Origin of the sequence: Mammaliicoccus vitulinus (assembly GCF_029024305.1) — a bacterium.
Taxonomy (GTDB): Bacteria; Bacillota; Bacilli; order Staphylococcales; family Staphylococcaceae; genus Mammaliicoccus; species Mammaliicoccus vitulinus.
Map to the genome: position 1 here is coordinate 553835 of NZ_CP118974.1, position 23366 is coordinate 577200.

Below are 23366 nucleotides of genomic sequence, written 5' to 3' on the forward strand. Positions count from 1 at the left end.
ATATTTCTGATTTTGTAAAGTGCGGACGCCCGGGGGAATAGTATGTGTGAGAGACTACAGGCTCGAGCCATACCCCCAGGCAAGCATGCACTTTACAAAATCATTATACTTTCGTGAGCATATTTATAGTCTCATATATTATTTTATTGAAATGTGAGAAAATATAAGATAAGTTTAAACAGTAACATTGCTTATATAAATAGAAAAGGTGTGAGTGTTATTAACTTTTTGAAAGATAGGTTTTCTTTAATATTAGGACTCGTTATTATTATTATTTTTATTGTTTTACTATTTATTTTTGAGTCTCCATTTTTTAAGGAACATCAAACACATACTTATAAAGAAGCGCTTGAAATTCATACGCAGAGTGACTCTCCTGCTGTGACACAAAAGGATAATAAGTTTGTGTACGCTGATAAAAAAGATATAGATAAATACATGGATATTGAAAAAAGTAAAACAGATTTACAATTCATGGACCTTTCTAAGAAAGTTGATATTTCCGAAAAACAAGTTAAAGATATTTTGAAAGATAAAGGTGTCCTCAAAGGAAAAGAAAAAGCTTTTATAAACGCTCAAGAAAAATATGATGTGAACGTAATTTATTTGATGAGTCATGCTTTTATAGAAACTGGTAACGGTAATTCTGAATTAGCAAGTGGCGTGAAAATGTCCAACGGTAAGAAATTTTATAATTTTTATGGTATAGGTGCTTTCGACCAAGATGCAGTTGAGACAGGTAGCAGTTACGCACGTAAAAAAGGTTGGACTTCTCCAGAGAAAGCAATACATGGGGGAGCAGAGTTTGTAAAGAAAGAGTATCTAAATAACGAACAAAATACGTTATACAAAATGAGATGGAATCCGTATAATCCTGGACAACATCTTTATGCAACTGATGTCAATTGGGCAACAAGTATAGGTCAGATAATGGAAAGTTATTACGATAAACATGATTTAAAAAAATCGAAAATATATAAAGATTATTACAAATAACTTTTAACCCTAGTTCTGTAAATAGAACTGGGGTTATTTATATATACTTGTTCGTGTTAAAATGTAGTTATATAATTAACTTTTATTTCAAAGAAAGTAGTGAACAAAAATGAAAATTGCTGTAATTGGTGCGGGCATAGGTGGCTTAACTGCTGCTGGATTACTTTGCCAAACTGGGCATGATGTTTATGTATATGAAAAGCGTAATAATTTAGATCAAGTAGGTGCTGGTGTAGGCATTGGAAGCAATGTGTTAAAAGCACTGAAACAATACAAAATGGCTTATGCTATTGAACAAGAAGGTCAATCGTTACGAAAAATAGAAATTAAATCTGATTTAGATGAATTTCTAAATGCCTTAATGATGAATCAAGACGACAATCTAAATGTAACAATTCATAGAAATGTACTTCATGAGATTTTAAAAACACACGTGCCTAAAGAGCGTATTTTATTAAATCATAAATTAACAGAGTTTAAACAAACGCCAGACTCTGTACGTCTTTATTTTGAAAATGGTGTTGAAGAACAATTCGATTTAGTTATTGCAGCTGACGGTATTCATTCAGTTGTTAGAACGAATATTTATCCTAAATCCACCCCTAAATATGCAGGATACACTTGCTTTAGAGGTGTCGTAAATGAAAAATTAAATCTTGAACAAGATGAAGCTTTAGAATATTGGGGGCATAAAGGTAGATTTGGAATTGTACCTTTAAAAGATAACGAATTATATTGGTTCTGCACGATGAATGCTAAAGAAAATGATCTGCAATTTAAATCATTTGAAAAACCACATTTGCAAGCATACTTTAATCAATTTCCTAATGAAGTGAGAAAAGTATTAGACGCTCAAGAAGAAACAGGTATACTGCAACATGATATGTATGATTTAGTACCTTTAAAATCATTTGTATCAGGTAGAGTTGTCTTGTTAGGCGACGCAGCTCATGCTACGACTCCGAATATGGGGCAAGGTGCAGGACAAGCTATAGAAGATGCTGTAACTTTAACAAACTTAATAAGTGATAGAGATATTGAATCTGCTTTAACACGTTATGATAAAATCAGAACGAAACATACTAAAAAGGTGATTTTGAAATCAAGAAAGATTGGCAAATCTGCACAAACTTCAAGCACGTTGAAGATCAAAATAAGAAATAAAATGTTGAAGAAATTGTCATCAAAATCATTAAGTAGAAAAGTGAGATTTTTACAGAAAGCTAAATTAAAATAAAAAAACTGGTGAGTGATCATTGTAGAAAATGATTGCTCACCAGTTTTTGTTTTAAATAAATACGATATTAATGTGTAGTGTCTGATGTTGATATGCCTGTAGCAGATTTAACTTGTACTTCTCGGAATTTATCTTGAGATTCAGTTTTACCTAAGAATGTACCTAAAAATGCTGCTAAGAAACCTGCTGGTACTGAAATGATGGCAGGATTGGATAATGGGAATAACGGTGACATCGTTATAAAGGCAGTACCGTTTGGATTCATTACATTTGGACTTAAAATAACGAGTACTAAAGAAACAATTAATCCGACTGCTATTCCAATAATTGCACCTTGCGTATTAAATCTTTTCCAGAATATCGTAAATACGATAACAGGTAGATTTGCACTCGCAGCAACACAGAAAGCTAAAGATACTAAAAATGCGACATTTAAGTTTTGAGCAAATAATGCTAATACAATTGAAATTACAGCAACAGCTAAAGAAGCTAATTTAGCTGCTTTCATTTGTTCTCGTTCAGTTATTTCCCCTTTTTTAATAACTTCTCCATAAATATCATGTGCAAAAGCAGATGCACCCGTCAATACAAGACCAGCAACTACAGCTAAGATAGTAGCAAATGCGACCGCAGAAACGAATGACATTAAGAAGTCTCCCCCTAATTTAGCAGCTAATAAAGGTGCGGCCATATTACCTGCTGGGTTAGCAGAAATAATTTCTTCGCGAGTTAATAAGGCTGCTGCACCAAATCCTAAGAAAATTGTTAAAATATAAAAAATACCAATAATCCAAGTTGCCCACATTACAGAAGATCTTGCAGTTTTTGCATCTTTAACTGTAAAGAAGCGCATAAGGATATGTGGTAGTCCTGCTGTACCAAATAATAACGCTATAATCAACGATATATTATCTAATGGAGGTTTGCCTTGTGACCCAGGGTTAATGAACTCACCTTTAAAGTCAGCTGATTTAATGTTTTGCATTTCTCCAAACATAGTAGCAATGTTGAAATTGAAGTGTAACAATACTAAAAACGTTATGATAACTGTACCAATCATAAGCAAGACGGCTTTAACCATTTGTACCCAACTTGTAGCCGTCATACCACCGAATAACACATAAATTGTCATCATAATCCCCACTAAAATAACAGCAAGTGTATAAGGAATACCAAAGAGTAATTGGATAAGAGCACCGGCACCAACTAGTTGTGCCAACATATAAAATATAACGATTGTGATTGATGATACTGCTGCCATGGCTCTCACTTTTTTTAGTTCAAACCTTGCAGCGATCATATCAGCTAACGTGTATTTACCAAGATTTCTTAATGGCTCTGCAACAATATATAGCACGATAAGATAAGCTGTTAAATAACCTATACTATAGAAGAAACCGTCAAAACCCCATAAAGCGATAGCGCCTGCAATTCCTAAAAATGAAGCGGCTGATAAATAATCTCCAGCAATAGCTAAACCGTTTTGCCAACCTGTAAGTCCTCCACCGGCAGTATAAAAGTCATTAGTTGATTGTGTTCTTTTAGATGCGAAATATGTAATTAATAATGTAATGCTGACAAATATTAAAAACATTATAACAACGATTGGATTCATCTTTGCTGCTCCTCTCTATAAGTTTTTAATAATGCTTCAGCATCTTTATCAAAAGATTTGGCTTTACGCATATATATGGTTACGAGTGTCCATACCATAATAAATAGTAACAATGCGTATATCCATGCCCATGATATATTCCAAAACGCAATATTATTTAAAATTGTTGTATATCCAGTTAAGACTGGAAAAAGAAGTGTAGCAAAAATAAAAAATATAGAAATAGGAAAAATAAAGCTATTTCTCTTTTTAACGAGTTCTTTAAACTTTGGATCTGCGGCAATACGTTTAAAATCATGATCTGCCATTAAAGTAACCCCCTTTGATTATTGTAAATATACATCTTAAGTTTCATTTTATTGATATGTCACAAAATTGTCAATAAATATTTGGTAACGCTTTCATATGTTAAGAATGTATTTTTATATTGTTAATAAATTATTTATGTGCAAAAATACAATATTTGAGATTGAATATTTAGAAAAATTTGATATTTAGTGTTGACGATAAACGTAAACACCAATATAATTCTTATCATATTAATAAGAATTCGGAAGGGATAATGAATATGATAGAGTTTAAAAATGTTAATAAGATTTTCCAACAAAAGAATTCTGAAATACAAGCTTTAGAAGATGTAAGTTTCAAAGTAGAAGAACAAGATATATTCGGTGTTATAGGATATAGTGGTGCCGGGAAAAGCACTTTAATAAGACTTGTAAATGTGTTGGAGGAAAAGACATCGGGAGAGGTCATCGTTAATGGCCATGACATAAATCAATATTCTAAAAAAGAATTACAAAGTGTTAAAAAGAACATAGGTATGATCTTTCAACATTTCAATTTATTGAATTCAAAAACTGTATTTAATAATGTTGCAATGCCTTTAATTTTACAAGGAATAAGTAAAAATAAAATTAAAGCAAAAGTTGATGAATTGTTAGCATTCGTAGGGTTAGAAGATAAAGGTAAACAATACCCAAACGAATTATCAGGAGGGCAAAAGCAAAGAGTAGCAATCGCTCGAGCACTTGTAACTGATCCTGAAATTTTATTGTGTGATGAAGCTACAAGTGCACTTGATCCTGCAACAACAGATTCAATATTAAAGTTATTAAAAAGAATTAATGAACAGTTCGGCGTTACAATCTTATTAATTACACACGAAATGAGTGTGATTCAAAAAATCTGTAATAAAGTTGCTGTAATGGAAAATGGTAAAGTGATAGAAATTGGGCCAGTATTAGACGTCTTCAGTCATCCAGAGACTGCTACAGCAAAGAACTTTGTCTCAACTGTCATTACAACAGATATATCGCCAAATTTACGTAAATTAATTCCAGAAGAGCAAAATGCGACAGATATTAAACTTTATATTGATGGTGAGCAAGTTACACAATCTATTATCAATGATTTAATTACTAAATACCAAGTTCAAATTAATGTCTTATTTGCCTCAATGTCTGATATCCAAGGTACACCAGTAGGATATTTAACATTACGTTTAAAAGGTGAGCAACAAGCAATTCAAAATAGTTACCAATATTTAAATGAATTAAATATTGAGTTTGAGGAGGTTGATGCATAATGTTTGGATCATCATTAGATTCATCTCAATTATTTGATTCGATATATCAAACATTATATATGGTAACAGTATCTTTAGTGCTCGGTGCATTAATAGGTATTCCATTAGGTATATTTCTTGTTATCACAAGAAAGAATGGTATTTGGGAGAATAGAATTATATATTACATACTGAATCCAATTATTAATATTTTTAGATCTTTACCTTTCATTATTTTATTAATTGCAATCGTACCATTCACTAAATTAATTGTCGGTACATCAATCGGTACATCAGCAGCAATTGTGCCATTAACAGTGTATGTTGCACCTTATATAGCAAGATTAGTAGAAAATTCATTATTAGAAGTCAATTCAGGTGTCATTGAAGCAGCACATTCAATGGGGGCATCACCGTTTCAAATTATTCGCCATTTCTTATTACCTGAAGCATTAGGCTCATTAATTTTAGCTTTAACGACTTCAATAATAGGATTGATTGGTGCTACTGCAATGGCTGGAGCTGTTGGTGGTGGCGGTATAGGTGATTTAGCACTTGCATACGGTTATCAAAGGTTTGATACGATCGTTATCATTATTACGGTTGTTATATTAGTTATTATGGTACAGCTCATCCAATCGCTAGGTAATGTATTATCTAGAATTGTTAGAAGAAGCTAAAGAGAATATGATACTCAAATATAAAGGAGTGCTTTGAATGAAAAAGGTTTTAGCATTATTAGCTGCATTAGTCTTATTATTGGCAGCATGTGGAGATAAAAAAGATGATAAAAAAGTAACAATTGGTATTGCTTCAAATGATACTGCGGTCTGGGATAAAGTAAAAGAACTTGCTAAAGAAGATGGGATAGATATTGAAGTCAAACAATTCTCTGATTATAACGTTCCAAATAAAGCGTTATCTGATGGAGACATTGATTTAAACTCATTCCAGCACTTTGCTTTCTTAGATCAATTTGAAAAAGCAAATAAAGATACAGATATTACACCAATTAGAACAACAGTATTTGCACCATTAGGCATTTATTCTAAAGAAGTTAAAGATATCAAAAAGTTGAAAAACGGTGCTAAAGTCGTGATTCCTAATGATGTTTCTAACCAAGCTAGAGCACTTAAATTACTTGAAAAAGCAGGATACATTAAACTTGATAAGAATTTCGGTTTAGATGGTGGTCCTAAAGATATCGTTGAAAATAAAAAGAACTTAAATATTAAAGCTGTAGATGCGCAACAAACTGCTAGAGCAATAGACGAGGTAGACATTTCTATTATTAACAATGGCGTTGCTTCTAAAGCTGGTTTAGATCCTAAGAAAGATCCAATCTATTTAGAAGATCCTAATGCTAACGCAGCTAAACCATATATTAATTTCATTGCTGCAAATACAAAAGATAAAGACAATAAGACTTATAAAAAAGTAGCAGACTTGTATCATTCAGAAGAAGCTAAAAAAGCTTTGAAAGAAGATACTAAAGACGGAGAAATGGTTGTTGACTTAAAAGAAGATGAAATCAAAAAAATTCAAGATTCCTTAAAATAATACAAAAAAAGATTCGGCTCCCCTTAGCCGAATCTTTTTTGTTATGCTTTTTTATATGTTTTAAGGTATGCTTGACCTTTTTCGTGATCGTATTTATTTTCCCACTTAGATATAACAACTGTTGAAAGTGCGTTACCTACAACATTCACACATGTTCTCATCATATCTAGCAGTCTATCTATACCTATAATTAATGCTAATCCTTCTGGGTTAAGTCCCATAGAACCTAAAGTTGTAATTAGAACAACGATTGAAGTACCAGGTACAGCAGCCATCCCCTTAGATGTAATCATCAATGTAAACATTAATATCAATTGTTCTACAAGCGTTAAGTGAACACCATACATTTGTGCTACAAACAACGCTGCAATTGATTGGTATAAAGCAGAGCCATCAAGGTTAAATGTATAACCAGTTGGTACAACAAAAGATACGACATCTTTAGGAGCACCGAACTTTTCCATTTTTTCCATTACAGATGGCAATACTGTTTCTGAACTTGAAGTAGAGAATGCCAATAGCAATTCATCCTTTAAGATACGAATGATAGAGAATATATTAATGCCACAAATTTTAGCAACTATTCCTAACACTACAATAATAAAGAAGGCCATAGCACCAACTACGACAGCCATTAATTTCATTAATGGTATTAAAGCAGATAATCCGAATGTCATGATTGTTACACAGATAAAAGCAAATACACCATAAGGCGCTAATCTTAAAATTCTATGTATCATCCAGAATACAGCTTCTAAAGTACCATTTAGAACATCTTTAACAGGTTGACCTTTTTCTCCTATTGCAGCTATCGCTAAACCGAAGAATACAGCAAAGAAAATAATCGGAAGTAATGCTCCGGAAGTCAACGCTTCAAAGATATTAGTTGGAATAATACCAACGATCGTATCTATCATATGATTTCCATATGTAGATTTTTCTGCTGCATCAGCAGTTTGTTCATATTTGGAAATATCACCTTTAGGAAGCTTAGTCGCATCTATACCTAGACCAGGTTTAAATAAGTTTCCGAATATGATTCCTAAACCAATTGCGATTGTTGTAATAATTTCAAAGTACAAAAGTGTCTTCCAACCATATCTTCCGACAGTGTGCATATCACCAACATTAGATATTGATAATGCCAATGAACAGAAAACGATTGGTATAACAATCATTTTGATAAGATTTAAAAATATGTCGCCAACAGGTTTTATAAATTTAATCAGATGATCCTGACCATTTAAAAAATAGCCTACAACAACACCTAATATTAAAGCAATTAATATTTGTGTAGGTAAGCTTATATATCTCTTTCTCGGTTTTTTTAATTTTTGATTCATAAAAATTCCTCCTTTAAAGCACTGTAGTATAAAATACAAAAAAAATTATGCCTTTCCATTTATGGAAGTGCACAAGTAACGTTTAAAAAGGGGATTCATAAAAGAAGCAACTCTTACAAGTATAAGAGTATACGTAATTTTAGCATCTTTTGAAATTGAAGTAATTATCCAGTTTTTCACTAAAATGGAAAAAGAACACTTTTATAGAAAAAGTGTTCAATAAAATATTACTTTATGAATTGAATGGATAGTGGTGGTAAATATGTTTCACCTTTATATGCTTTGATAGCACCTATAATCGTAAATACAAATAGTAAAACAGACAAAATAGGTATTAAAATCAAGCCAATTAAAATGATACATAAGAGACCTGAAACGAAGATCCAAATAGTATACGAAATAAAGAAATTCAAATAATCTTTGCCAATCTTATCTATAAAAGGCGAGTTATCTCGTTTAATTAGCCAAATGATAAGTGGTGCGAAAAAACTACCAAAGAAACTCGTAAGGTATATAAGCATACCAAATAATCGATCATCATCACTCGTATTTGTATTTTCATTCAATTGAGCATTATCATCATCTAAAGTAGAATGTTGAAATGGATTTTGTTCAGTATTAGTCATAATATTATCCCTCCTTAACTATTTAAGTATACAATCTTCTTACTAAATAGCAATGATAAATCATTACAAAAAAAGCAGCTATTACGTTAATAATAGCTGCTTTGAAATATCATTTTCTTAGTGAATGTAGTTGTATGATCCAGCTTCTGAAGCTGAGATTGTACGAGATGATACTACGCCTTCACCTTGGTAGTTCATTTCTGAAACTTCAATGCTTCCGTCAGAGTTTACATTTTCAACGTAAGCTACGTGACCCATTGCACCTGAATTTGATTGTAAGATTGAACCTTGTTTAGGTGTGTTGTTTACAGTGTGACCGTCAGCTGCTGCATTTGCTGCCCATTGGTTAGCATTACCCCAAGTTGAGCTTATTGGGTCTCCGTCAGCTTGTTTTTTGTCAAATACATAATAAGTACATTGACCAGCTGTATATAAGTTAGCTGATGAACTCGTGCTTTGAGTTGCTGTTTGTGTTACTGATGAACTAAATGATTGGCTCATGTTTGAAGTATTGTAGTTTTGGTTATAGTTATTAGTATAGTTATTATTATAGTTTTGTGTTTGAGTTTGTTGAGGGGCTTGTGTGTTATTGAAAGTATCTGCAGAAGCCTCTTCTCCATTCCCTATAATTGTTGTTGCTAATCCCGTAGTTAATACTGCTAATGTTGTTAATTTTTTCATTTTAAATATTCCTCCGTAAATTTCGTATATGTTTTAATTTATAATTTAAGTTTTTAAGTGTGTCGTTTTCCGACGACAAACATTACTTTAACAGATGATTTTATGTTTGTGTTCAATTTCATACAGTTGTTACGTAATCATAATGCTATACAATCATTTAGTAATATTTACGGGATATTATGACATCTAGTAATATAAGGTTAATCGTACCATTATGGGATTTTACGGTTAATTGTGAGAAAATGATTGTCATTTTCTTGTAATATTTCATTTACGTTATTAATAATAAGAAAATGAGTAGTTAGCAAAATTTGCAACTACTTTTTTATTAATGGATTTTATATGTAGAGGGGGATTTTTATGAAAAGATTACCAACTTTATTGGAAGCTATTTCTACTATATTCGTAATGGGGCTAGTTGTATTGATTGGTTTTGGTATATTGCATTATCCAATTCAGCCATTATTAATCATTGCTGCCGTATATGCCAGTTTCATAGCGATTAGAGTGGGTTTATCGTGGGAAGATTTACAAGACGGTATTACTAAAAGACTTGCAACTGCTATGCCAGCTATATACATAATTTTTTCAGTAGGTATTTTAATCGGGACGTGGATGTTTTCAGGAACTGTTCCTGCATTAATTTACTATGGATTAGAAATGATTAATCCGACATATTTTTTAGTAACAGCATTTATCATTACAGCAGTTACATCTGTAGCAACTGGTACTGCATGGGGATCAGTTGGAACTGCAGGGATTGCTTTACTGGCTATTGCCACTGAAATGAATATTCCATTAGGTATGGTTGCAGGTGTTGTAATTGCAGGTGGCGTGTTTGGTGATAAAATGTCACCATTATCTGATACGACAAATTTAGCTGCATTAGTAACGAAAGTTAATATTTTTAAGCATATTCAGCATATGATGTGGACGACTATACCAGCATCAATAATCGGATTGATTGTATGGTTTATTGCTGGATTACAATTTAATTCTGATAATGTTGAAAGTAAACGCATTAATACATTATTAAATAATATCGATACAGCTTTTAATTTAAATTTTTGGGTATGGCTACCTGTAATTGTTATTGTTGCAGGCATTAGTATAGGAAAACCAACAGTACCAATGATGTTGTTATCAAGTTTAGTAGCCATGTTGGTCGGTGTTATCAATAATGGCTTCGATATTGTAGATGCATTTAATGTAACGATGAATGGCTTTGACATAAGCATGACTAATTTAGCAAGTAGTGATGCATCAAATTCAATGGTAGATCTTGTTAAACGTGGTGGCATTATGAGTATGACTGAAATAGTTGTTACTATTTTTTGTGGATATGCTTTTGCAGGAATAGTTGAAGCATCGGGGAGTTTGAAAGTGATATTAACGACCATATCTAGTAAAGTTTCAAAAGACTCACATCTTATATTAGTGACAATAGCAGGAAGTTTAATACTTGTATTTGCAGCTGGCGTTGCTTCAGTTGTCATTATCATGATTGGTGTCTTGCTAATGGATATGTATAATGAAAGAAAGTTAGATCGCGTAAATTTATCTAGAACACTAGAAGATTGTGGGACAATGGTATTACCATTTATTCCATGGGGAACTTCAGGTATTTATTACCGAGATTTATTACATGTTTCATTAGGAGATTTTTTCTGGTGGGCAGTACCATGCTACTTATGTGTATTTTTCGCAGCATTTTATGGTATGACAGGTATAGGTATAAAAAAGGTAAAAGCATAAGAAAGCAAAAAAAAAGAGCAATCATATGATTGCTCTTTTTGCATTTATATTGTTCTTAGTGAATGTAGTTGTAAGAACCAGCTGCTGAAGCTGAGATAGTACGAGTTGATACAACACCTACACCTTGGTAGTTCATTTCAGAAACTTGGATAGAACCGTCAGAGTTTACTTTGTCAACGTATGCTACGTGACCATATCCACCAGCTGTAGATTGTAAAACAGCTCCTGATGATGGATTGTTATTTACAGTGTAACCAGATTGAGCTGCTGCGCTAGCCCAGTTATTTGCGTTACCCCAAGTGCTACCTAAATCAGGACGTTTGCTGAATGCATAATAAGTACATTGTCCAGAAGTGTATAAGTTAGCGCCTCCGCCAGTTGATGGGCGAGAAGTTGATGTAGTTGTAGTGCTAACGTTTGAACTTGAGTTTGATGTAGTTGCTTGGTTACTTGATGTAGGTGCTTGTGTAGTTGTTACACGAACGTTATTTTGGTTTGAAGAAGCATTACTTGATTCTCCTGAACCACCACCATTTGGTGCAGCATTGAATGCTGGTTGTGAATAATTTGTATTTGAAGCTGCTTCGTTATTTGAAGAAGCTGTATTATTTGATGGTGTAGTGTTAGCTACTTGTTGTTGAGCTTGGTTACCATATTGAGATGAAGGATTCCAGTTACCTTCCCAAGTGTAATTGTAATTACCTTCTTGATCGATTGTGTAATTGTAAGAATAAGAATATGGATCGTTTGGATTATATCCTTGATTGTTTTCTGCTGCGTCTGCGTCATGTGCCATAAATGTTGCAATTCCTGCCGTAGCGATTGCTGCTGTTGCTAATTTTTTCATAATTTGTAAATCCTCCTAGATAATTTAAAAATATTTTTTCGTATATGTTTTATGTTTTTTTTCTCATAAGTTTTTTTCTTCGCTGTTAATCAACAAAATCTACTTTATCAGAAATAGATTGCTTTGTGTTGAATGTTAAAGCTTTGTAATTTAATTTAAATATCTAATGAATTCATGTAATAATTCCGAACATTTCACACGGAATGAAAAACGTTGTAACAACGGTGTTTTTAAAGCTATTCAGTTATTAAATAAATTTCTTTGTTACACGTTTGTAATATTTAAGACATAATAAAATATTTGACTTTGCTAATTAATATTTATCATCATTATCGATTCACAAAAAAGTTATAGCTTTTAAGGAATTAAAATAAGTACAAAATTTCATTATAAAAAGTCAAGAATAAAGTATTTTTAATAATATTTATTGAATTATAATTATCCTTACTTATAAATAAAGATGTTTCAAGTTGATTAGAGGTGTTCAATATGATGTATGATTGTAATTTAAAAATATACCAAACTTTAAATGTTCAATCAGAATTTAATATAGGTTTGCTTTTACTATATATAATAGAAGGAAGTAGTAATATTTCTATTAATGGTAAAACTAACATGTACAAATCGAATGATATGATCGTTATTAATGACTTAGATCATTATCGAATATTATCAAGTAAGAAAAGTGTTATTGCATGTCTATTTTTATCAAGAGTAGAACTTGATAAATTTTTTCGATTTAATAAGAAGTATTACATTAATAAAGATAAGTTAGATTTGAGTGTGCTTAAATTTTACATGAATAAATTGATCGTTAATTACGTGAATGATCAAAGTGAAAATGAAAAGCAAAATAAAATCTTGGAATATATTAACCAGCTCGTGATGACACTCCATTTATACAGAAAGTTAGATGGAACAATAATTTCCAATAATATTGATGTCTATAGCGGCATTAATTATATGTACGAGCATTACAAAGAAAAATTATATATCGGGAAAGTAGCGACACAGTGCCTGTTATCCGTTAGAAGGTTTTCTAATAAGCTCGAAGAAGTGACGGGTATGAGATTTAATGAATTGTTAAGGAACATTCGATTATCGTATAGTGCATTTGATTTAATGTATACTAAAAAATTAATATCACAAATTGCGAACGATAATGGCTTTACTAATGAATCAGGATTTATAACGCATTTCAGAGATAAATATCATATAACACCAGCAAAGTTTAGAAAACAACTTGAAAATGACCATTATTATCCTTTTCATAATAAAAATACAACGTTACTCAGAAGCTTTGAACATATTAATGATCAAATCAAATACTTAACAGATCGTGATGTAGATTATGTAAGTATTGATATAAATATGAAAAATAAAATACGTTCAAAGATTTCGACACCAAACTTATTAATATATATTAGGGATATAGAAACACTGACGAATAATTTTCAACAGTCTAAGTTGTTATCGATGAGAAGGGAAATTGGTTTATTTGGATTATTATTTTCACACCAATTATTTTATGAGCTATACCAGTCGAATTTTGAAAATAATAAGCTTGTGCATCAAATGTTCTCTTTTTCATTGGAACATCAGTTTGATATTTCTTTCGAAGTGAAGTTAGGAAAAAATCAAAATATAGAAGAGTTCACTCTAATTTTTAAGAGGTTATTAAATTATTTAACAGATTGCACATATTTTTATGGACAACGTAGTTTTCAATTTTATATTGATGCATCATATTATCAATTTAATCGTATTTCTAAAATCATCCAAGATAACTTAAAAGAATCTAAGGTAATATTAGTACTTAATAAGCAAAACAATTATTTAGCAAAACGCATGTCTCATAAGGTGAATGACAATAAACAAATAGCATGTAAAGTGCATCATGAAATAGACTCCGACAAAGATATAACATCTATCTTGAAAAATAATCCCTCTTTAAACATCTTATATCAGCCTAACATCCCTAACCGAATAGAATCACTCATATCAATTTTTAAATGGAGTATAGCGTTTAACCAAAATATTTCTATGATTATTGATGACACATGGTTAGATAGTATGATTCCTTCACAAAGCACCCATCTCATGATTAAAGAACTACAATTAAATAAGGAAAGTCATTATCAATTATTCGAATTGATATTAACTTTAAAACGTTTAAGAGGAGATATTGTGTATTTTAATGGCTTGATACTTATGACACATTATCTCAATGAGTATCAGATTATAATTTTTCCAAATATGAAGATTTTTAATAGGTTGCATCAAAGAATTAACATCAATGGCTTTAAACTAGGAGAAATAGAATATAGACACCATGATATTCTCATCAAAAATAATCAACTCATCATTAATAGTGATGGGGATACTCATCAGAACATGGCTGAAGTAAGTTTTAAAAGAGAAATCGGAAAGTTGATTGTTCAATTTTATACTTCTCCATATGCTATAAAGCATATTTATATAAAACAAAAAATAAACTAAGGTGGTATGATCAATGGAAAATAAAATTAATCATTTATTAGAATTGCATTATTTGAATATACAAGCAAAGAAAGTTTTGAAAAATGAGTACTCATTAAACATCTATCATTTAAAGGTTTTAAAATACATCAATGACTATAGCGATAAAGAAGTTTTTACGGCATCGGAATTTAAACATGTACTTGAGATTAATCAAACAATGTTAACGCATGTTATTTCATATTTACATAACTTGAATTATTATAAAAAAGAGAGATCTAAGAAAGATGAGAGAAAAATAATTATAATAGTAGAAACTCGTCACAAAACAAAAATTACACAGTTAATTAATCGTATTGAAAGAAGCATGCTTAATAAATTAAATACTTTTAACTTAAATAGTAAAGAACATAGCTTAATTGATTATATTGTGAAAATAAATTCGTATATTTCAAATATACACAATACCATTAATAACAACTATAAATTAAATATAGATCACTTTATGATATTGTTGTTTATTCAGCACGCTAAACAACAACCTTGTACATTAAAGGATATAAAAAACAAATTCGGATGGGATTTAGTTAAAATAAATAAATCGATAAAGACACTTGTTCAATTAAAATATGTAAATAAAAAAAGAGATGAACATGATGAAAGAATAGTGTTAGTATCTATTCATAAAAATGTTGAGTCAGAAGTCAAACATATGATTGAAGACATTATACTTCAGTACAAGGATAATTATGGTGAACAAAATTTAGCTATGGTAAAATGAGCTTATTAAATAAGTAATTTTGTGGAGGCTAATATGGCACTGTTTCATTTTAAGGAGAACTTTTTTGGAGCATCAACTAAACCTATTGAAATATATGATGAACAAAACAATCCAGTTTATATGATGAGTTTATACTATACATCTAGTAAGCAAGAAACATTTGCATTGCTAGGACGAAAAAAGCATAATTTCAAAATCGAATTTGATGGTGGATCATACAAAGTTATACAAGAACGTTCAATAGAAGGTAAACTTAAGACACCATTTAAAACGGTTTGGGAAGTTTATAAAAATGATACTAAAATAGGTACGTTTGAAACGAGATTTGGCCTTAAGCCTAAAATTATTTTTATTGGTGTTAAAAACGATACTTTACAATTTGAGTCTGGGTTTATTTCTAGATCAGTTAAAGTTACGGATCAACAAGATGCAGTTATTATGGAAACCAAATCTGAAAGGTTTAAGATTGCTTCTAATCATGATATTAATGTCATGAGCGACCAATATCATCCTGCAATGTTGATTATGTTATTTCAAGTATTCTTTGAATATCAAGAATATCAAAGAAGTAAATCAAATTAATTTGTGTAATGAGGGTGGAGTTGTTGGCAATGTTTAAATTTTTAAAAAAGAAACAACATTTAGGGACTGTTAATAATAAAGAACCACTTAATATAGATGGCATGACCATTGTAGATGCATATTACATTGAAAATAGTCAGATTGAAGCATATAAAACAGATAGAGAAAGATATAGTGATGCATTAATATATGTTTTAAAACAGTATTTTACAGATGTAGATAGAATGTTTGAAGGAACAGATGATGGTGAAGCAATAGTAGCTTTTCATAATGATGAACCCGTTAAATGTATTTATTTAAATCCGGAAATGATTGATCAGTTGAGAATATATGAACAAGAAATGCCTTTGAAACAGGCAATTTTAAAAATTTGTGAATTGGAAAATGAAGATTAATAAATAGTAGTGTTTATTAAATTGAGGGAATCGTATCCCGAGGCAAGCATGCACGAACAAAATCGAAGATTTAAAAAAATAACAACTCATTTCTAGCTGAATAAATCAGTGAAATGAGTTGTTTTTTATTTTGAGCTGGATCGGAGTGTGAATGTTGCTTGTTTGGTGAGTCTTGCAACATACAGCATATACTTAATAGAACAAACAAAAAAATATAAGAAAAATAAATATTCTCCACGATTTTGTGAAGTGCTGACGCCCGGGGGAATAGTATGAGAGAGAGACTACAGGCTCGAACCATACCCCCAGGCAAGCATGCACTTTCAAAATCGTAAGATTTTGATATATAAATATTGACAATTTTCATTTTAGTATTATAATTATATCTAGTATAATAATTATATCGAGGTGAGAACATGAAATTCGAACTAGGATTATCCTCATTTGCTGAAATCTCTCCTATTAATGGTGTAGAAGAACCATTTTCTGCTCATGAAAGAATCAATCAAATCGTAGAAGAAATTAAATTAGCAGATCAAGTCGGTTTAGATATATATGGATTAGGAGAGCATCATAGAGAAGATTATGCAGTATCTGATCCAGTTACAGTATTAGCTGCTGCAGCTAGTCAAACTGAAAATATTAGATTGTCTTCTGCTGTAACTGTTCTATCTTCAGACGATCCTGTAAGAGTTTATCAAAGATTTGCCACATTAGATGCAATCAGTAATGGTAGAGCAGAAATCATGGCGGGCAGAGGTTCGTTCATAGAATCATTTCCATTGTTTGGTTATGACTTGAAAGACTATGATTTACTTTATAAAGAAAAATTGGATTTATTATTACAAATCAATGAAAATGAAACAGTGAATTGGCAAGGGGAAACGAGAGCTTCGATTGATAATTTAAAGGTATTTCCAAGAGCTGTTCAGAATAAATTACCAATTTGGTTAGCTACAGGTGGTAACCCTGAATCTTCTATGAGAGCAGGAAAATTGGGATTGCCAATTACTTATGCTATTATAGGTGGTGCGCCGAGTCGTTTTAAGCGTAATATCGCGATGTATAAAGCTGTAGCAGAATCTAACGGTTTTGATACGTCACAATTACCTATTGCGACTCACTCATGGGGCTATGTTGCCGATACTGATGAATTAGCTAAAAAAGAATATTATCCATCTAGCGCTTATGTCATTAATCAATTAGGTCAAGAACGTGGATGGCCACAGTATTCAATTGAAAAATTTGAACAAGAAATTGTTCATGGTGCATTGTTTGTTGGTAGTCCAGAAACAGTTGCATCAAAAATTATTAAAATTCATGAAGATCTAGGTATTAATAGATTTATGTTACATTTACCAGTAGGCTCTATGCCACATGAAAAAGTATTAAAGTCTATTCAACTATTAGGTGAAAAAGTAAAACCAATAATAGATGAATATATGAAAAACAAGGAGGAAATGAAGTAATGTTAAGATACTTATTAAATGTATATGTAGGTAAACAAATTTTTGAATCAAGTCAACCAAAAGTGAAAGATGACGACGGTATGGCTCAACAATTTGAAGAAGGATTCGGTCTTTCAAGAAATTCAATGAAATTAGCAGGCGGATTAGAATTAATAGGATCGATTTTCTTATTCTTAAGTGCTTGTAATAAATCTTTATCAAGATTAGGTTCAGTTCTTGTAGGTTCAGTTATGACAGTCGCAGCATATAAACATTATGAAGCTGGTCATGGTTTTAAAGGTGCTAAAAATGCATTAACATTGTTAGGTTTATCAGCATTAAGCTTTATTGATACATTAGGTAAGAAAAAATAATATATTTTTTAAAACTGCCAACAAAGTCCATGACTTTGTTGGCTCTTTTTTATATTTTAAAAGTAATTAACTTTTAAAATATAAAAAATACAAATATTGAACATAGGTGATAATTTTAAGGATTGAACGTGGTAAGCGTTGGTATTAAAGCTTTTACATAAAAAATGTGAATATTGAAAAGTCGATTTTTGAAAATTTATTGAATGTTTTTAAAACTCATTATAAAATAATAAATATTATTAATTCATTGTGTTGAAAAGGAAAAATATGCTATAGATACTAAAGATTGCACAATAAACCAATTCAACAACTAGCTATTTTAACTTGAGGAGTTGTTTGCAATGGAAACAGTATCAGTACCAATTAGAAATATCGTTGAGTTAGTATCTGTTAGTAAAAAGGCGAAAGATCATCTCTCTAAAATAAAAAGTGAGTTTGTGTTGTCTTTTGAAGAGTTGTATATACTGGTGTATATATATAAAGGAGAGAAGGATTGTTATAATGTTAAAGACATTATTAAACAATCTAAATTTAAACCATATTATATTTCAAAAGCAGTACAACACTTGAAAGAGAAAGGTTTAATTTCTAAAAAAAGAAATGATAAAGATGAACGTACAGTAGCCATTCAAGTCTCAAAACTACAACATAAAAAGATAAAGCATTTATTGATGGAAATTGAAGCAGAAATATTATAATAGTATTGAGTAAAGTGCATCATTGTGGTGCACTTTAATTATGTTAACTTACTTTCATATATCATGTCGTAAAAAATTAAGGAGAACTTTTATGCGCGTATTATTAAATGTTAAACCAAAAAGCCAGTTGTTTCCTATTCCAATGGTAATGGGATGTGAAGGTACTTCATGTTCAATGTTACTAAATTACTATAATAAAAAAGTTGATGCGACAACAATTATGCGTAACTGGCCAACTCATTCAGATAATCCTCAAAAAGGTTATGTTGGAAATCACTTTTTAATTAAGTTTGGTTATCATCAAACAATATTCCCAAATGTATTAGCATTATTTTTGAATAAATATGATAATGATATAGTTGATGGTACGGGTACAGAACTAAAGGATTTAGAAAAGATCATCGAAAGTGGTCATCCTGTAGTTATTTATCATACTACGTTAGGTCAGTCCCCGGTTAAGAAAATGTTCAAAATAGGGAATAAAAAGAAAGAGTTTGTAACAAATATACATGTCACTTTATTAATTGGTTTTGACGAACATTACTATTATTATATAGATCCTTTATGGAAACAGTTTAAGGGTAAAATGATATTTCCAGCACTTTGGCCATCTAATTCCCAAGTTATTAAAATTCAAAAAAATAAAATGCAAGAAAGTTATAATAAACCGGGGAAAATGTGCATTTTCAAAAAAATATAATTATTTCTTAAATATTATGTCATAATCTTGTAACATTTGTTATGATATTAATATAAATTTGAAAAAGAGGTGCTTGAATGTCTAATAAGGTAAAATTACTTATTGTAGGAATCGTAGTATTATTATTAGCAGTAGTAGGAATTGGTGGAGCAGCAACATATTACTTTTTAACAAACACTCCTAAAAATACATATTTATTAAGTGAACAAGAATCAGCAAAATCATGGAAAGAGTATTTCAATGATAGATTTAAAAACGAAGCAGAATTTCAAGAGAAAATGAAAGATGAATCATATGAGTCTTCATTGAAATTTGGAGCAGAAGTACCAGATACTTTACTTTCTCAAATGGGTATCCCAAAATCAGTAGTAGATTCTACAAATCTAGTGCTTAATGTAGGGCACGATCCTAAGAAGAAAAATTCGAAATTAGGTATTGAACCAACAATTGCGGATAATAAAATTGGTAATTTCCAATGGAGTGCAGATAAAAATAATCAATACATAGAAACACCATTATTTAAAGATATTTATAAAGTGAAAAATAATGAAATTAAAAAAGGTGTTGAAAAAGCTTCAGGTGAGTCTTTAGATACAGCTGATGGACAAGACATCACAAATGATTCATTAAACTTAAATACAATTTTATCAAGTTCACAAATTTCACAAGATGATATTGATAAAATATCTAAAAAATATAGTGATTTGTTTGTAGATCAATTAGATGATGACAACTTTAAAAAAGATAAAGAAAAAGTTAAAATCTTTGATGATGAAAAAGAATTGAAAAAAGTAACAATGAACTTAAGTTCAAAAGATACTAAGAAAATCGTTGTAGCGATGCTTGAAGAAGCTAAAAAAGACGAAGACTTAAAGAACATTGTTGAAAAACAAGGTAATGTAAAAGAGTATGATAAAGAAATTAAAGATTTACTGAAAGATGCAAAAGATGAAAATGCATCAGAATATCCTAAAGTAAAATCTATTATTTATGTAGATGGTAAAGAAATATTAAAACGTGATTTAACAATCACAGATAAAGATGATGAAAAAGTTAAAATCGAAGGTACAAATGTTATCGATGACGGTGTTCAAGTAGATTACAAAGTTTCAGCACCTGGTGAAGAAGGTGGATTCACATTAAAAGGTAAATCTACTAACGGTGATGAAATTAGTGATAAATATGAATTAGCATTTGAAGAAAATTCTTATACTAAAACAACACTTAAATTAGATAATAAATCTAAAGTTGATGGCGATAAACGTACTGATAAAGGTAAAGTTACTTTTGGACAGTCTTATGGTCAAAACTTTGACTTAAATTATGATCATAATTTAACGACTGATACTAAAAATAATCAACAAAAACAAAAATTAAATGTTGATTTCGATGTATCTGGAGAAAAGATTAAATTAATAATGGATGGAAAATCTGAACTTAAGAAAGACATTAAGTTCAAAAAAGATGGCGCTATTGATTTTAATAGTTTATCAGAATCAGAAATTGATGATTTAACTAAAGAAATTGAAGATAGTGGAGAAAAAATTGGTGAAGACCTTGTTGAAAATCTTCAATAGATAAGAGAGGAGTGGTAATATGTCGACAATCAAATTGTTCAACATATACCACTCTTTTTTAATTAAAAAGTGGTATTTGATTGCATATATTTTATTATTATTTATAGCGGTATTAGGCATTATTATTGGTGTTAACCAAATGAATCAGGATGAAGATAACTTTACAATTGGAATAGTTGATAAAGATCATTCTACAGAAACGAAATTGATTTTAAATGCTATTGGAGATGGTCAATCGTTAGGTAATGATTTGTTGATTAATCATTATAATGAAAAAAGGGCGAGTGAATTATTAAAAAGTAAGAAAATCGATGGTTATTTTCTGTTTAAAGATGGTATGACGAAAGCATTTTATAAAAATGGAGAATTACCAATCGTTGTTAATACATATGACGCACAATCAGTGGAAAGTATTATTATTTTACAGCTAACTGATTCGGTATATAGTCGTTTAATGTTATCTATGGGAGGGGCAATGTCTTATGCATCTCTTTATCCTAATGCTACAGAAAACGAACTATTAACTATGATGACCGATATGTTATTCACGGGATTAAATAGAGGCGCTTCATTTGATGAACACGCAATAAAAGTATTTGACACAACAAGCTATTATACGATTTCTATTTATTTTGTTTCTATCTTTTTCTTCTTCTTTTCTATTTTTAGTATTTTAAAAATGAACCAAAAAGATGCTTTAAAAGAAAGATTAAGCATGTTTCATTTCTCATATGAAAAACTGACGATTGTACGAGGTCTATTTAGTTTACTGTATACAATGTTATGGAGTGCATTAGGGTTATGGATGATATTAAAGTATCTCAAGCCTGAGTTTGAGATGTATAATTTACCTGCGCTATTAGTGTGCTTATCATACTATTTATTCTTTTTAACAAGCATATTTGTCTTAATAGATATTACTTTTAGGACAGCGATTAATTATATATTGAAAATATTATTAACATTAGTTATATTGCTCTTCTCAGGTGCAGTTATTCCTATAATTTATTTAAAAGGTTTGAGTGGGGGATTGATTGAAGGATTACCATTTTCAATCGTTTATAATCAGTTAATTGAGCTACTTCTCAATAATTACATTATAGATACACATCCAATGTTCTATTGGAATATTGTTATAATCGTTGTTTTACTCATTACTTCTGTATATTGGAGGTATCGCCAATGAAATCGATATTCAATTTAGTTGTTTTGAAGCAATGGAAACAATATATGGCTTTACTTTTAATATTAGTTATCACAATCCTAGTTATCTTGATGACTCAAGCAACGACAAACAAAATATTTAAAATGCCAGTTGCCGTAAAGGATATGGATCAGTCACAATCTTCGAAAGAATTGATTCATAATTTAGAACAAACGAAGTATTTAGAAGTGATTCATATTCCTAAAGAAGAACCATATATTGAAGGTGTTATTCAAAAAAAACAAGCAATCGTAAGTTTGCAAATTCCAGAACATTTTAGTAAGAAATTAAAAGAGAATCATTTAAGAGATGCAATACCAGTCTATTATAAAGATGACTTTATTGGTGAAATTGCTTTAGAAGTTACAAGTAAAGCATTGTATCAACAGCAAATACCAATTATCATTCATAGTCACTTGGAAAAATCCAACCAAGAAGTGAGTTTGGATGAAATTAAAGAAGAATACAATAAAGATACACCACACTCAAAAATGGTGCACCATGCACTCAAAAAAAATGCGGATGTTTCCATAAGTGTTGGGCTTATTATTGCACTCTTATTATTAGTGAGTTGTAGTCAAATCGTATTTCATCAACGTCTTAAGCAAAATGCTGCATTAGAAAGAATGTTGATGTTTAATGGAACAAAATTAAAGTTATACACCTTGTACATCTTTATTCATGTTCTGTTATTGTTTTTACTCATCTTATCTTTAAACTTAATATTAGCATGGTCGCTCAGCATGATATTTTATATCACAACAGTAATCGTTCTAATCATATATGAACTTGGTTTAAGTATATTATTATTTAAAATCAATACACTCAGTCATAAATTGTTTATGGCTATCATATGGTCAATTGCGATGAGTTGTTTGTATTTATACACTCAAATTTAGGAG

23 protein-coding genes are annotated in these 23366 nt (G+C 30.5%); 17 read left to right on the top strand and 6 right to left on the bottom strand.

Annotated features, from left to right (window positions below; translation table 11 throughout):
• The first annotated feature begins 228 nt into the window (after positions 1-228).
• Both PYW35_RS02595 and PYW35_RS02600 read left to right on the top strand, forming a co-directional pair.
• Positions 229-996 carry an N-acetylglucosaminidase gene (locus PYW35_RS02595; protein WP_016912163.1) on the top strand — a complete coding sequence of 256 codons (768 nt, stop codon included), beginning with the start codon at positions 229-231 and terminating at the stop codon, positions 994-996.
• Positions 997-1105: 109 nt separating this feature from the next.
• Positions 1106-2233 carry an FAD-dependent monooxygenase gene (locus PYW35_RS02600; RefSeq protein WP_016912162.1) on the top strand — a complete coding sequence of 376 codons (1128 nt, stop codon included), beginning with the start codon at positions 1106-1108 and terminating at the stop codon, positions 2231-2233.
• A gap of 67 nt (positions 2234-2300) precedes the next feature.
• Here PYW35_RS02600 and PYW35_RS02605 read toward each other — a convergent pair whose 3' ends face one another.
• The gene (locus PYW35_RS02605; protein WP_103322663.1) at positions 2301-3848 is read right to left on the bottom strand and encodes a solute symporter family protein; all 1548 of its coding nucleotides are present in this window, start codon (positions 3846-3848) and stop codon (positions 2301-2303) included.
• Positions 3845-4156: a DUF485 domain-containing protein gene (locus PYW35_RS02610; protein ID WP_103322664.1), complete on the bottom strand. Its 312-nt coding sequence runs from the start codon at positions 4154-4156 to the stop codon at positions 3845-3847. Before PYW35_RS02610 ends, PYW35_RS02605 begins: the two co-directional genes overlap by 4 nt.
• 260 nt (positions 4157-4416) lie before the next feature.
• Here PYW35_RS02610 and PYW35_RS02615 point away from each other — a divergent pair, with 260 nt between their 5' ends.
• The 3 genes from PYW35_RS02615 to gmpC are packed head-to-tail and all read left to right on the top strand — an operon-like array spanning position 4417 to position 6975.
• Positions 4417-5436, top strand: a complete 1020-nt coding sequence (locus PYW35_RS02615; RefSeq protein WP_103322665.1) for a methionine ABC transporter ATP-binding protein — start codon at positions 4417-4419, stop codon at positions 5434-5436.
• The gene (locus PYW35_RS02620; protein ID WP_016912158.1) at positions 5436-6095 is read left to right on the top strand and encodes a methionine ABC transporter permease; all 660 of its coding nucleotides are present in this window, start codon (positions 5436-5438) and stop codon (positions 6093-6095) included. Before PYW35_RS02615 ends, PYW35_RS02620 begins: the two co-directional genes overlap by 1 nt.
• A 37-nt stretch (positions 6096-6132) precedes the next feature.
• Positions 6133-6975: a dipeptide ABC transporter glycylmethionine-binding lipoprotein gene (gene gmpC / locus PYW35_RS02625; protein WP_016912157.1), complete on the top strand. Its 843-nt coding sequence runs from the start codon at positions 6133-6135 to the stop codon at positions 6973-6975.
• Between the two features lie 41 nt (positions 6976-7016).
• On the opposite strand, the gene PYW35_RS02630 is transcribed toward gmpC, so the two are convergent.
• The 3 genes from PYW35_RS02630 to PYW35_RS02640 all read right to left on the bottom strand — a co-directional run bounded on the left by PYW35_RS02630 (position 7017) and on the right by PYW35_RS02640 (position 9625).
• Positions 7017-8318, bottom strand: coding sequence for a cation:dicarboxylate symporter family transporter (locus tag PYW35_RS02630; protein ID WP_103322666.1), 1302 nt, complete (start codon positions 8316-8318; stop codon positions 7017-7019).
• A 227-nt stretch (positions 8319-8545) separates the two neighbouring features.
• A complete protein-coding gene (locus tag PYW35_RS02635) occupies positions 8546-8944 on the bottom strand; it encodes a DUF4870 domain-containing protein (protein ID WP_192977768.1) in 399 nt (132 codons plus the stop codon).
• A 117-nt stretch (positions 8945-9061) separates the two neighbouring features.
• Positions 9062-9625 carry a CHAP domain-containing protein gene (locus PYW35_RS02640; RefSeq protein ID WP_103322667.1) on the bottom strand — a complete coding sequence of 188 codons (564 nt, stop codon included), beginning with the start codon at positions 9623-9625 and terminating at the stop codon, positions 9062-9064.
• 360 nt (positions 9626-9985) lie between these two features.
• On the opposite strand from PYW35_RS02640, the gene nhaC reads away from it, so the two are divergent.
• Positions 9986-11380: a Na+/H+ antiporter NhaC gene (gene nhaC, locus PYW35_RS02645; RefSeq protein ID WP_103322668.1), complete on the top strand. Its 1395-nt coding sequence runs from the start codon at positions 9986-9988 to the stop codon at positions 11378-11380.
• A 55-nt stretch (positions 11381-11435) separates the two neighbouring features.
• Here the strand turns inward: nhaC and PYW35_RS02650 are convergent, their stop codons facing one another.
• Positions 11436-12227 carry a CHAP domain-containing protein gene (locus PYW35_RS02650; protein WP_016912152.1) on the bottom strand — a complete coding sequence of 264 codons (792 nt, stop codon included), beginning with the start codon at positions 12225-12227 and terminating at the stop codon, positions 11436-11438.
• Positions 12228-12716: 489 nt separating this feature from the next.
• Here PYW35_RS02650 and PYW35_RS02655 point away from each other — a divergent pair, with 489 nt between their 5' ends.
• The 11 genes from PYW35_RS02655 (at position 12717) to PYW35_RS02705 (ending at position 23363) form a co-directional block, all read left to right on the top strand.
• Positions 12717-14726: a helix-turn-helix transcriptional regulator gene (locus PYW35_RS02655; protein WP_103322669.1), complete on the top strand. Its 2010-nt coding sequence runs from the start codon at positions 12717-12719 to the stop codon at positions 14724-14726.
• Between the two features lie 13 nt (positions 14727-14739).
• Complete coding sequence (locus PYW35_RS02660) at positions 14740-15486, top strand: transcriptional regulator, SarA/Rot family (protein WP_204107797.1); 747 nt, start codon at positions 14740-14742, stop codon at positions 15484-15486.
• Between the two features lie 33 nt (positions 15487-15519).
• Positions 15520-16068 (top strand): tubby C-terminal domain-like protein, encoded by a 549-nt coding sequence (locus PYW35_RS02665; protein WP_103323584.1) that lies wholly within the window; start codon positions 15520-15522, stop codon positions 16066-16068.
• Between the two features lie 29 nt (positions 16069-16097).
• Positions 16098-16463 (top strand): hypothetical protein, encoded by a 366-nt coding sequence (locus PYW35_RS02670; protein WP_103323585.1) that lies wholly within the window; start codon positions 16098-16100, stop codon positions 16461-16463.
• A gap of 416 nt (positions 16464-16879) precedes the next feature.
• Positions 16880-17932 (top strand): LLM class flavin-dependent oxidoreductase, encoded by a 1053-nt coding sequence (locus PYW35_RS02675; RefSeq protein ID WP_103323586.1) that lies wholly within the window; start codon positions 16880-16882, stop codon positions 17930-17932.
• Positions 17932-18285 carry a DoxX family protein gene (locus tag PYW35_RS02680; RefSeq protein WP_016911831.1) on the top strand — a complete coding sequence of 118 codons (354 nt, stop codon included), beginning with the start codon at positions 17932-17934 and terminating at the stop codon, positions 18283-18285. The genes PYW35_RS02675 and PYW35_RS02680 overlap by 1 nt, the downstream gene beginning before the upstream one ends.
• 341 nt (positions 18286-18626) lie before the next feature.
• Complete coding sequence (locus tag PYW35_RS02685; protein WP_016911830.1) at positions 18627-18983, top strand: transcriptional regulator, SarA/Rot family; 357 nt, start codon at positions 18627-18629, stop codon at positions 18981-18983.
• Between the two features lie 91 nt (positions 18984-19074).
• On the top strand, positions 19075-19683 hold the full coding sequence (locus PYW35_RS02690; protein WP_016911829.1) for a C39 family peptidase: 609 nt from the start codon (positions 19075-19077) through the stop codon (positions 19681-19683).
• A 77-nt stretch (positions 19684-19760) separates the two neighbouring features.
• Complete coding sequence (locus PYW35_RS02695) at positions 19761-21260, top strand: DUF6583 family protein (RefSeq protein ID WP_103323559.1); 1500 nt, start codon at positions 19761-19763, stop codon at positions 21258-21260.
• A gap of 19 nt (positions 21261-21279) precedes the next feature.
• Complete coding sequence (locus tag PYW35_RS02700) at positions 21280-22446, top strand: ABC transporter permease (RefSeq protein WP_103323546.1); 1167 nt, start codon at positions 21280-21282, stop codon at positions 22444-22446.
• Entirely contained in the window at positions 22443-23363 is a 921-nt protein-coding gene (locus PYW35_RS02705) for an ABC transporter permease (protein ID WP_204107798.1), read from the top strand. The genes PYW35_RS02700 and PYW35_RS02705 overlap by 4 nt, the downstream gene beginning before the upstream one ends.
• Positions 23364-23366 lie beyond the last annotated feature (3 nt).

Excerpts from the sequence above, each read along its gene's own strand:
- PYW35_RS02600 (WP_016912162.1), top strand. The coding sequence starts at position 1,106 with ATGAAAATTGCTGTAATTGGTGCGGGCATAGGTGGCTTAACTGCTGCT.
- PYW35_RS02605 (WP_103322663.1), bottom strand. The coding sequence starts at position 3,848 with ATGAATCCAATCGTTGTTATAATGTTTTTAATATTTGTCAGCATTACA.
- PYW35_RS02610 (WP_103322664.1), bottom strand. The coding sequence starts at position 4,156 with ATGGCAGATCATGATTTTAAACGTATTGCCGCAGATCCAAAGTTTAAA.
- PYW35_RS02615 (WP_103322665.1), top strand. The coding sequence starts at position 4,417 with ATGATAGAGTTTAAAAATGTTAATAAGATTTTCCAACAAAAGAATTCT.
- PYW35_RS02620 (WP_016912158.1), top strand. The coding sequence starts at position 5,436 with ATGTTTGGATCATCATTAGATTCATCTCAATTATTTGATTCGATATAT.
- gmpC (WP_016912157.1), top strand. The coding sequence starts at position 6,133 with ATGAAAAAGGTTTTAGCATTATTAGCTGCATTAGTCTTATTATTGGCA.
- PYW35_RS02630 (WP_103322666.1), bottom strand. The coding sequence starts at position 8,318 with ATGAATCAAAAATTAAAAAAACCGAGAAAGAGATATATAAGCTTACCT.
- PYW35_RS02635 (WP_192977768.1), bottom strand. The coding sequence starts at position 8,944 with ATGACTAATACTGAACAAAATCCATTTCAACATTCTACTTTAGATGAT.
- PYW35_RS02640 (WP_103322667.1), bottom strand. The coding sequence starts at position 9,625 with ATGAAAAAATTAACAACATTAGCAGTATTAACTACGGGATTAGCAACA.
- nhaC (WP_103322668.1), top strand. The coding sequence starts at position 9,986 with ATGAAAAGATTACCAACTTTATTGGAAGCTATTTCTACTATATTCGTA.
- PYW35_RS02650 (WP_016912152.1), bottom strand. The coding sequence starts at position 12,227 with ATGAAAAAATTAGCAACAGCAGCAATCGCTACGGCAGGAATTGCAACA.
- PYW35_RS02655 (WP_103322669.1), top strand. The coding sequence starts at position 12,717 with ATGATGTATGATTGTAATTTAAAAATATACCAAACTTTAAATGTTCAA.
- PYW35_RS02660 (WP_204107797.1), top strand. The coding sequence starts at position 14,740 with ATGGAAAATAAAATTAATCATTTATTAGAATTGCATTATTTGAATATA.
- PYW35_RS02665 (WP_103323584.1), top strand. The coding sequence starts at position 15,520 with ATGGCACTGTTTCATTTTAAGGAGAACTTTTTTGGAGCATCAACTAAA.
- PYW35_RS02670 (WP_103323585.1), top strand. The coding sequence starts at position 16,098 with ATGTTTAAATTTTTAAAAAAGAAACAACATTTAGGGACTGTTAATAAT.
- PYW35_RS02675 (WP_103323586.1), top strand. The coding sequence starts at position 16,880 with ATGAAATTCGAACTAGGATTATCCTCATTTGCTGAAATCTCTCCTATT.
- PYW35_RS02680 (WP_016911831.1), top strand. The coding sequence starts at position 17,932 with ATGTTAAGATACTTATTAAATGTATATGTAGGTAAACAAATTTTTGAA.
- PYW35_RS02685 (WP_016911830.1), top strand. The coding sequence starts at position 18,627 with ATGGAAACAGTATCAGTACCAATTAGAAATATCGTTGAGTTAGTATCT.
- PYW35_RS02690 (WP_016911829.1), top strand. The coding sequence starts at position 19,075 with ATGCGCGTATTATTAAATGTTAAACCAAAAAGCCAGTTGTTTCCTATT.
- PYW35_RS02695 (WP_103323559.1), top strand. The coding sequence starts at position 19,761 with ATGTCTAATAAGGTAAAATTACTTATTGTAGGAATCGTAGTATTATTA.
- PYW35_RS02700 (WP_103323546.1), top strand. The coding sequence starts at position 21,280 with ATGTCGACAATCAAATTGTTCAACATATACCACTCTTTTTTAATTAAA.
- PYW35_RS02705 (WP_204107798.1), top strand. The coding sequence starts at position 22,443 with ATGAAATCGATATTCAATTTAGTTGTTTTGAAGCAATGGAAACAATAT.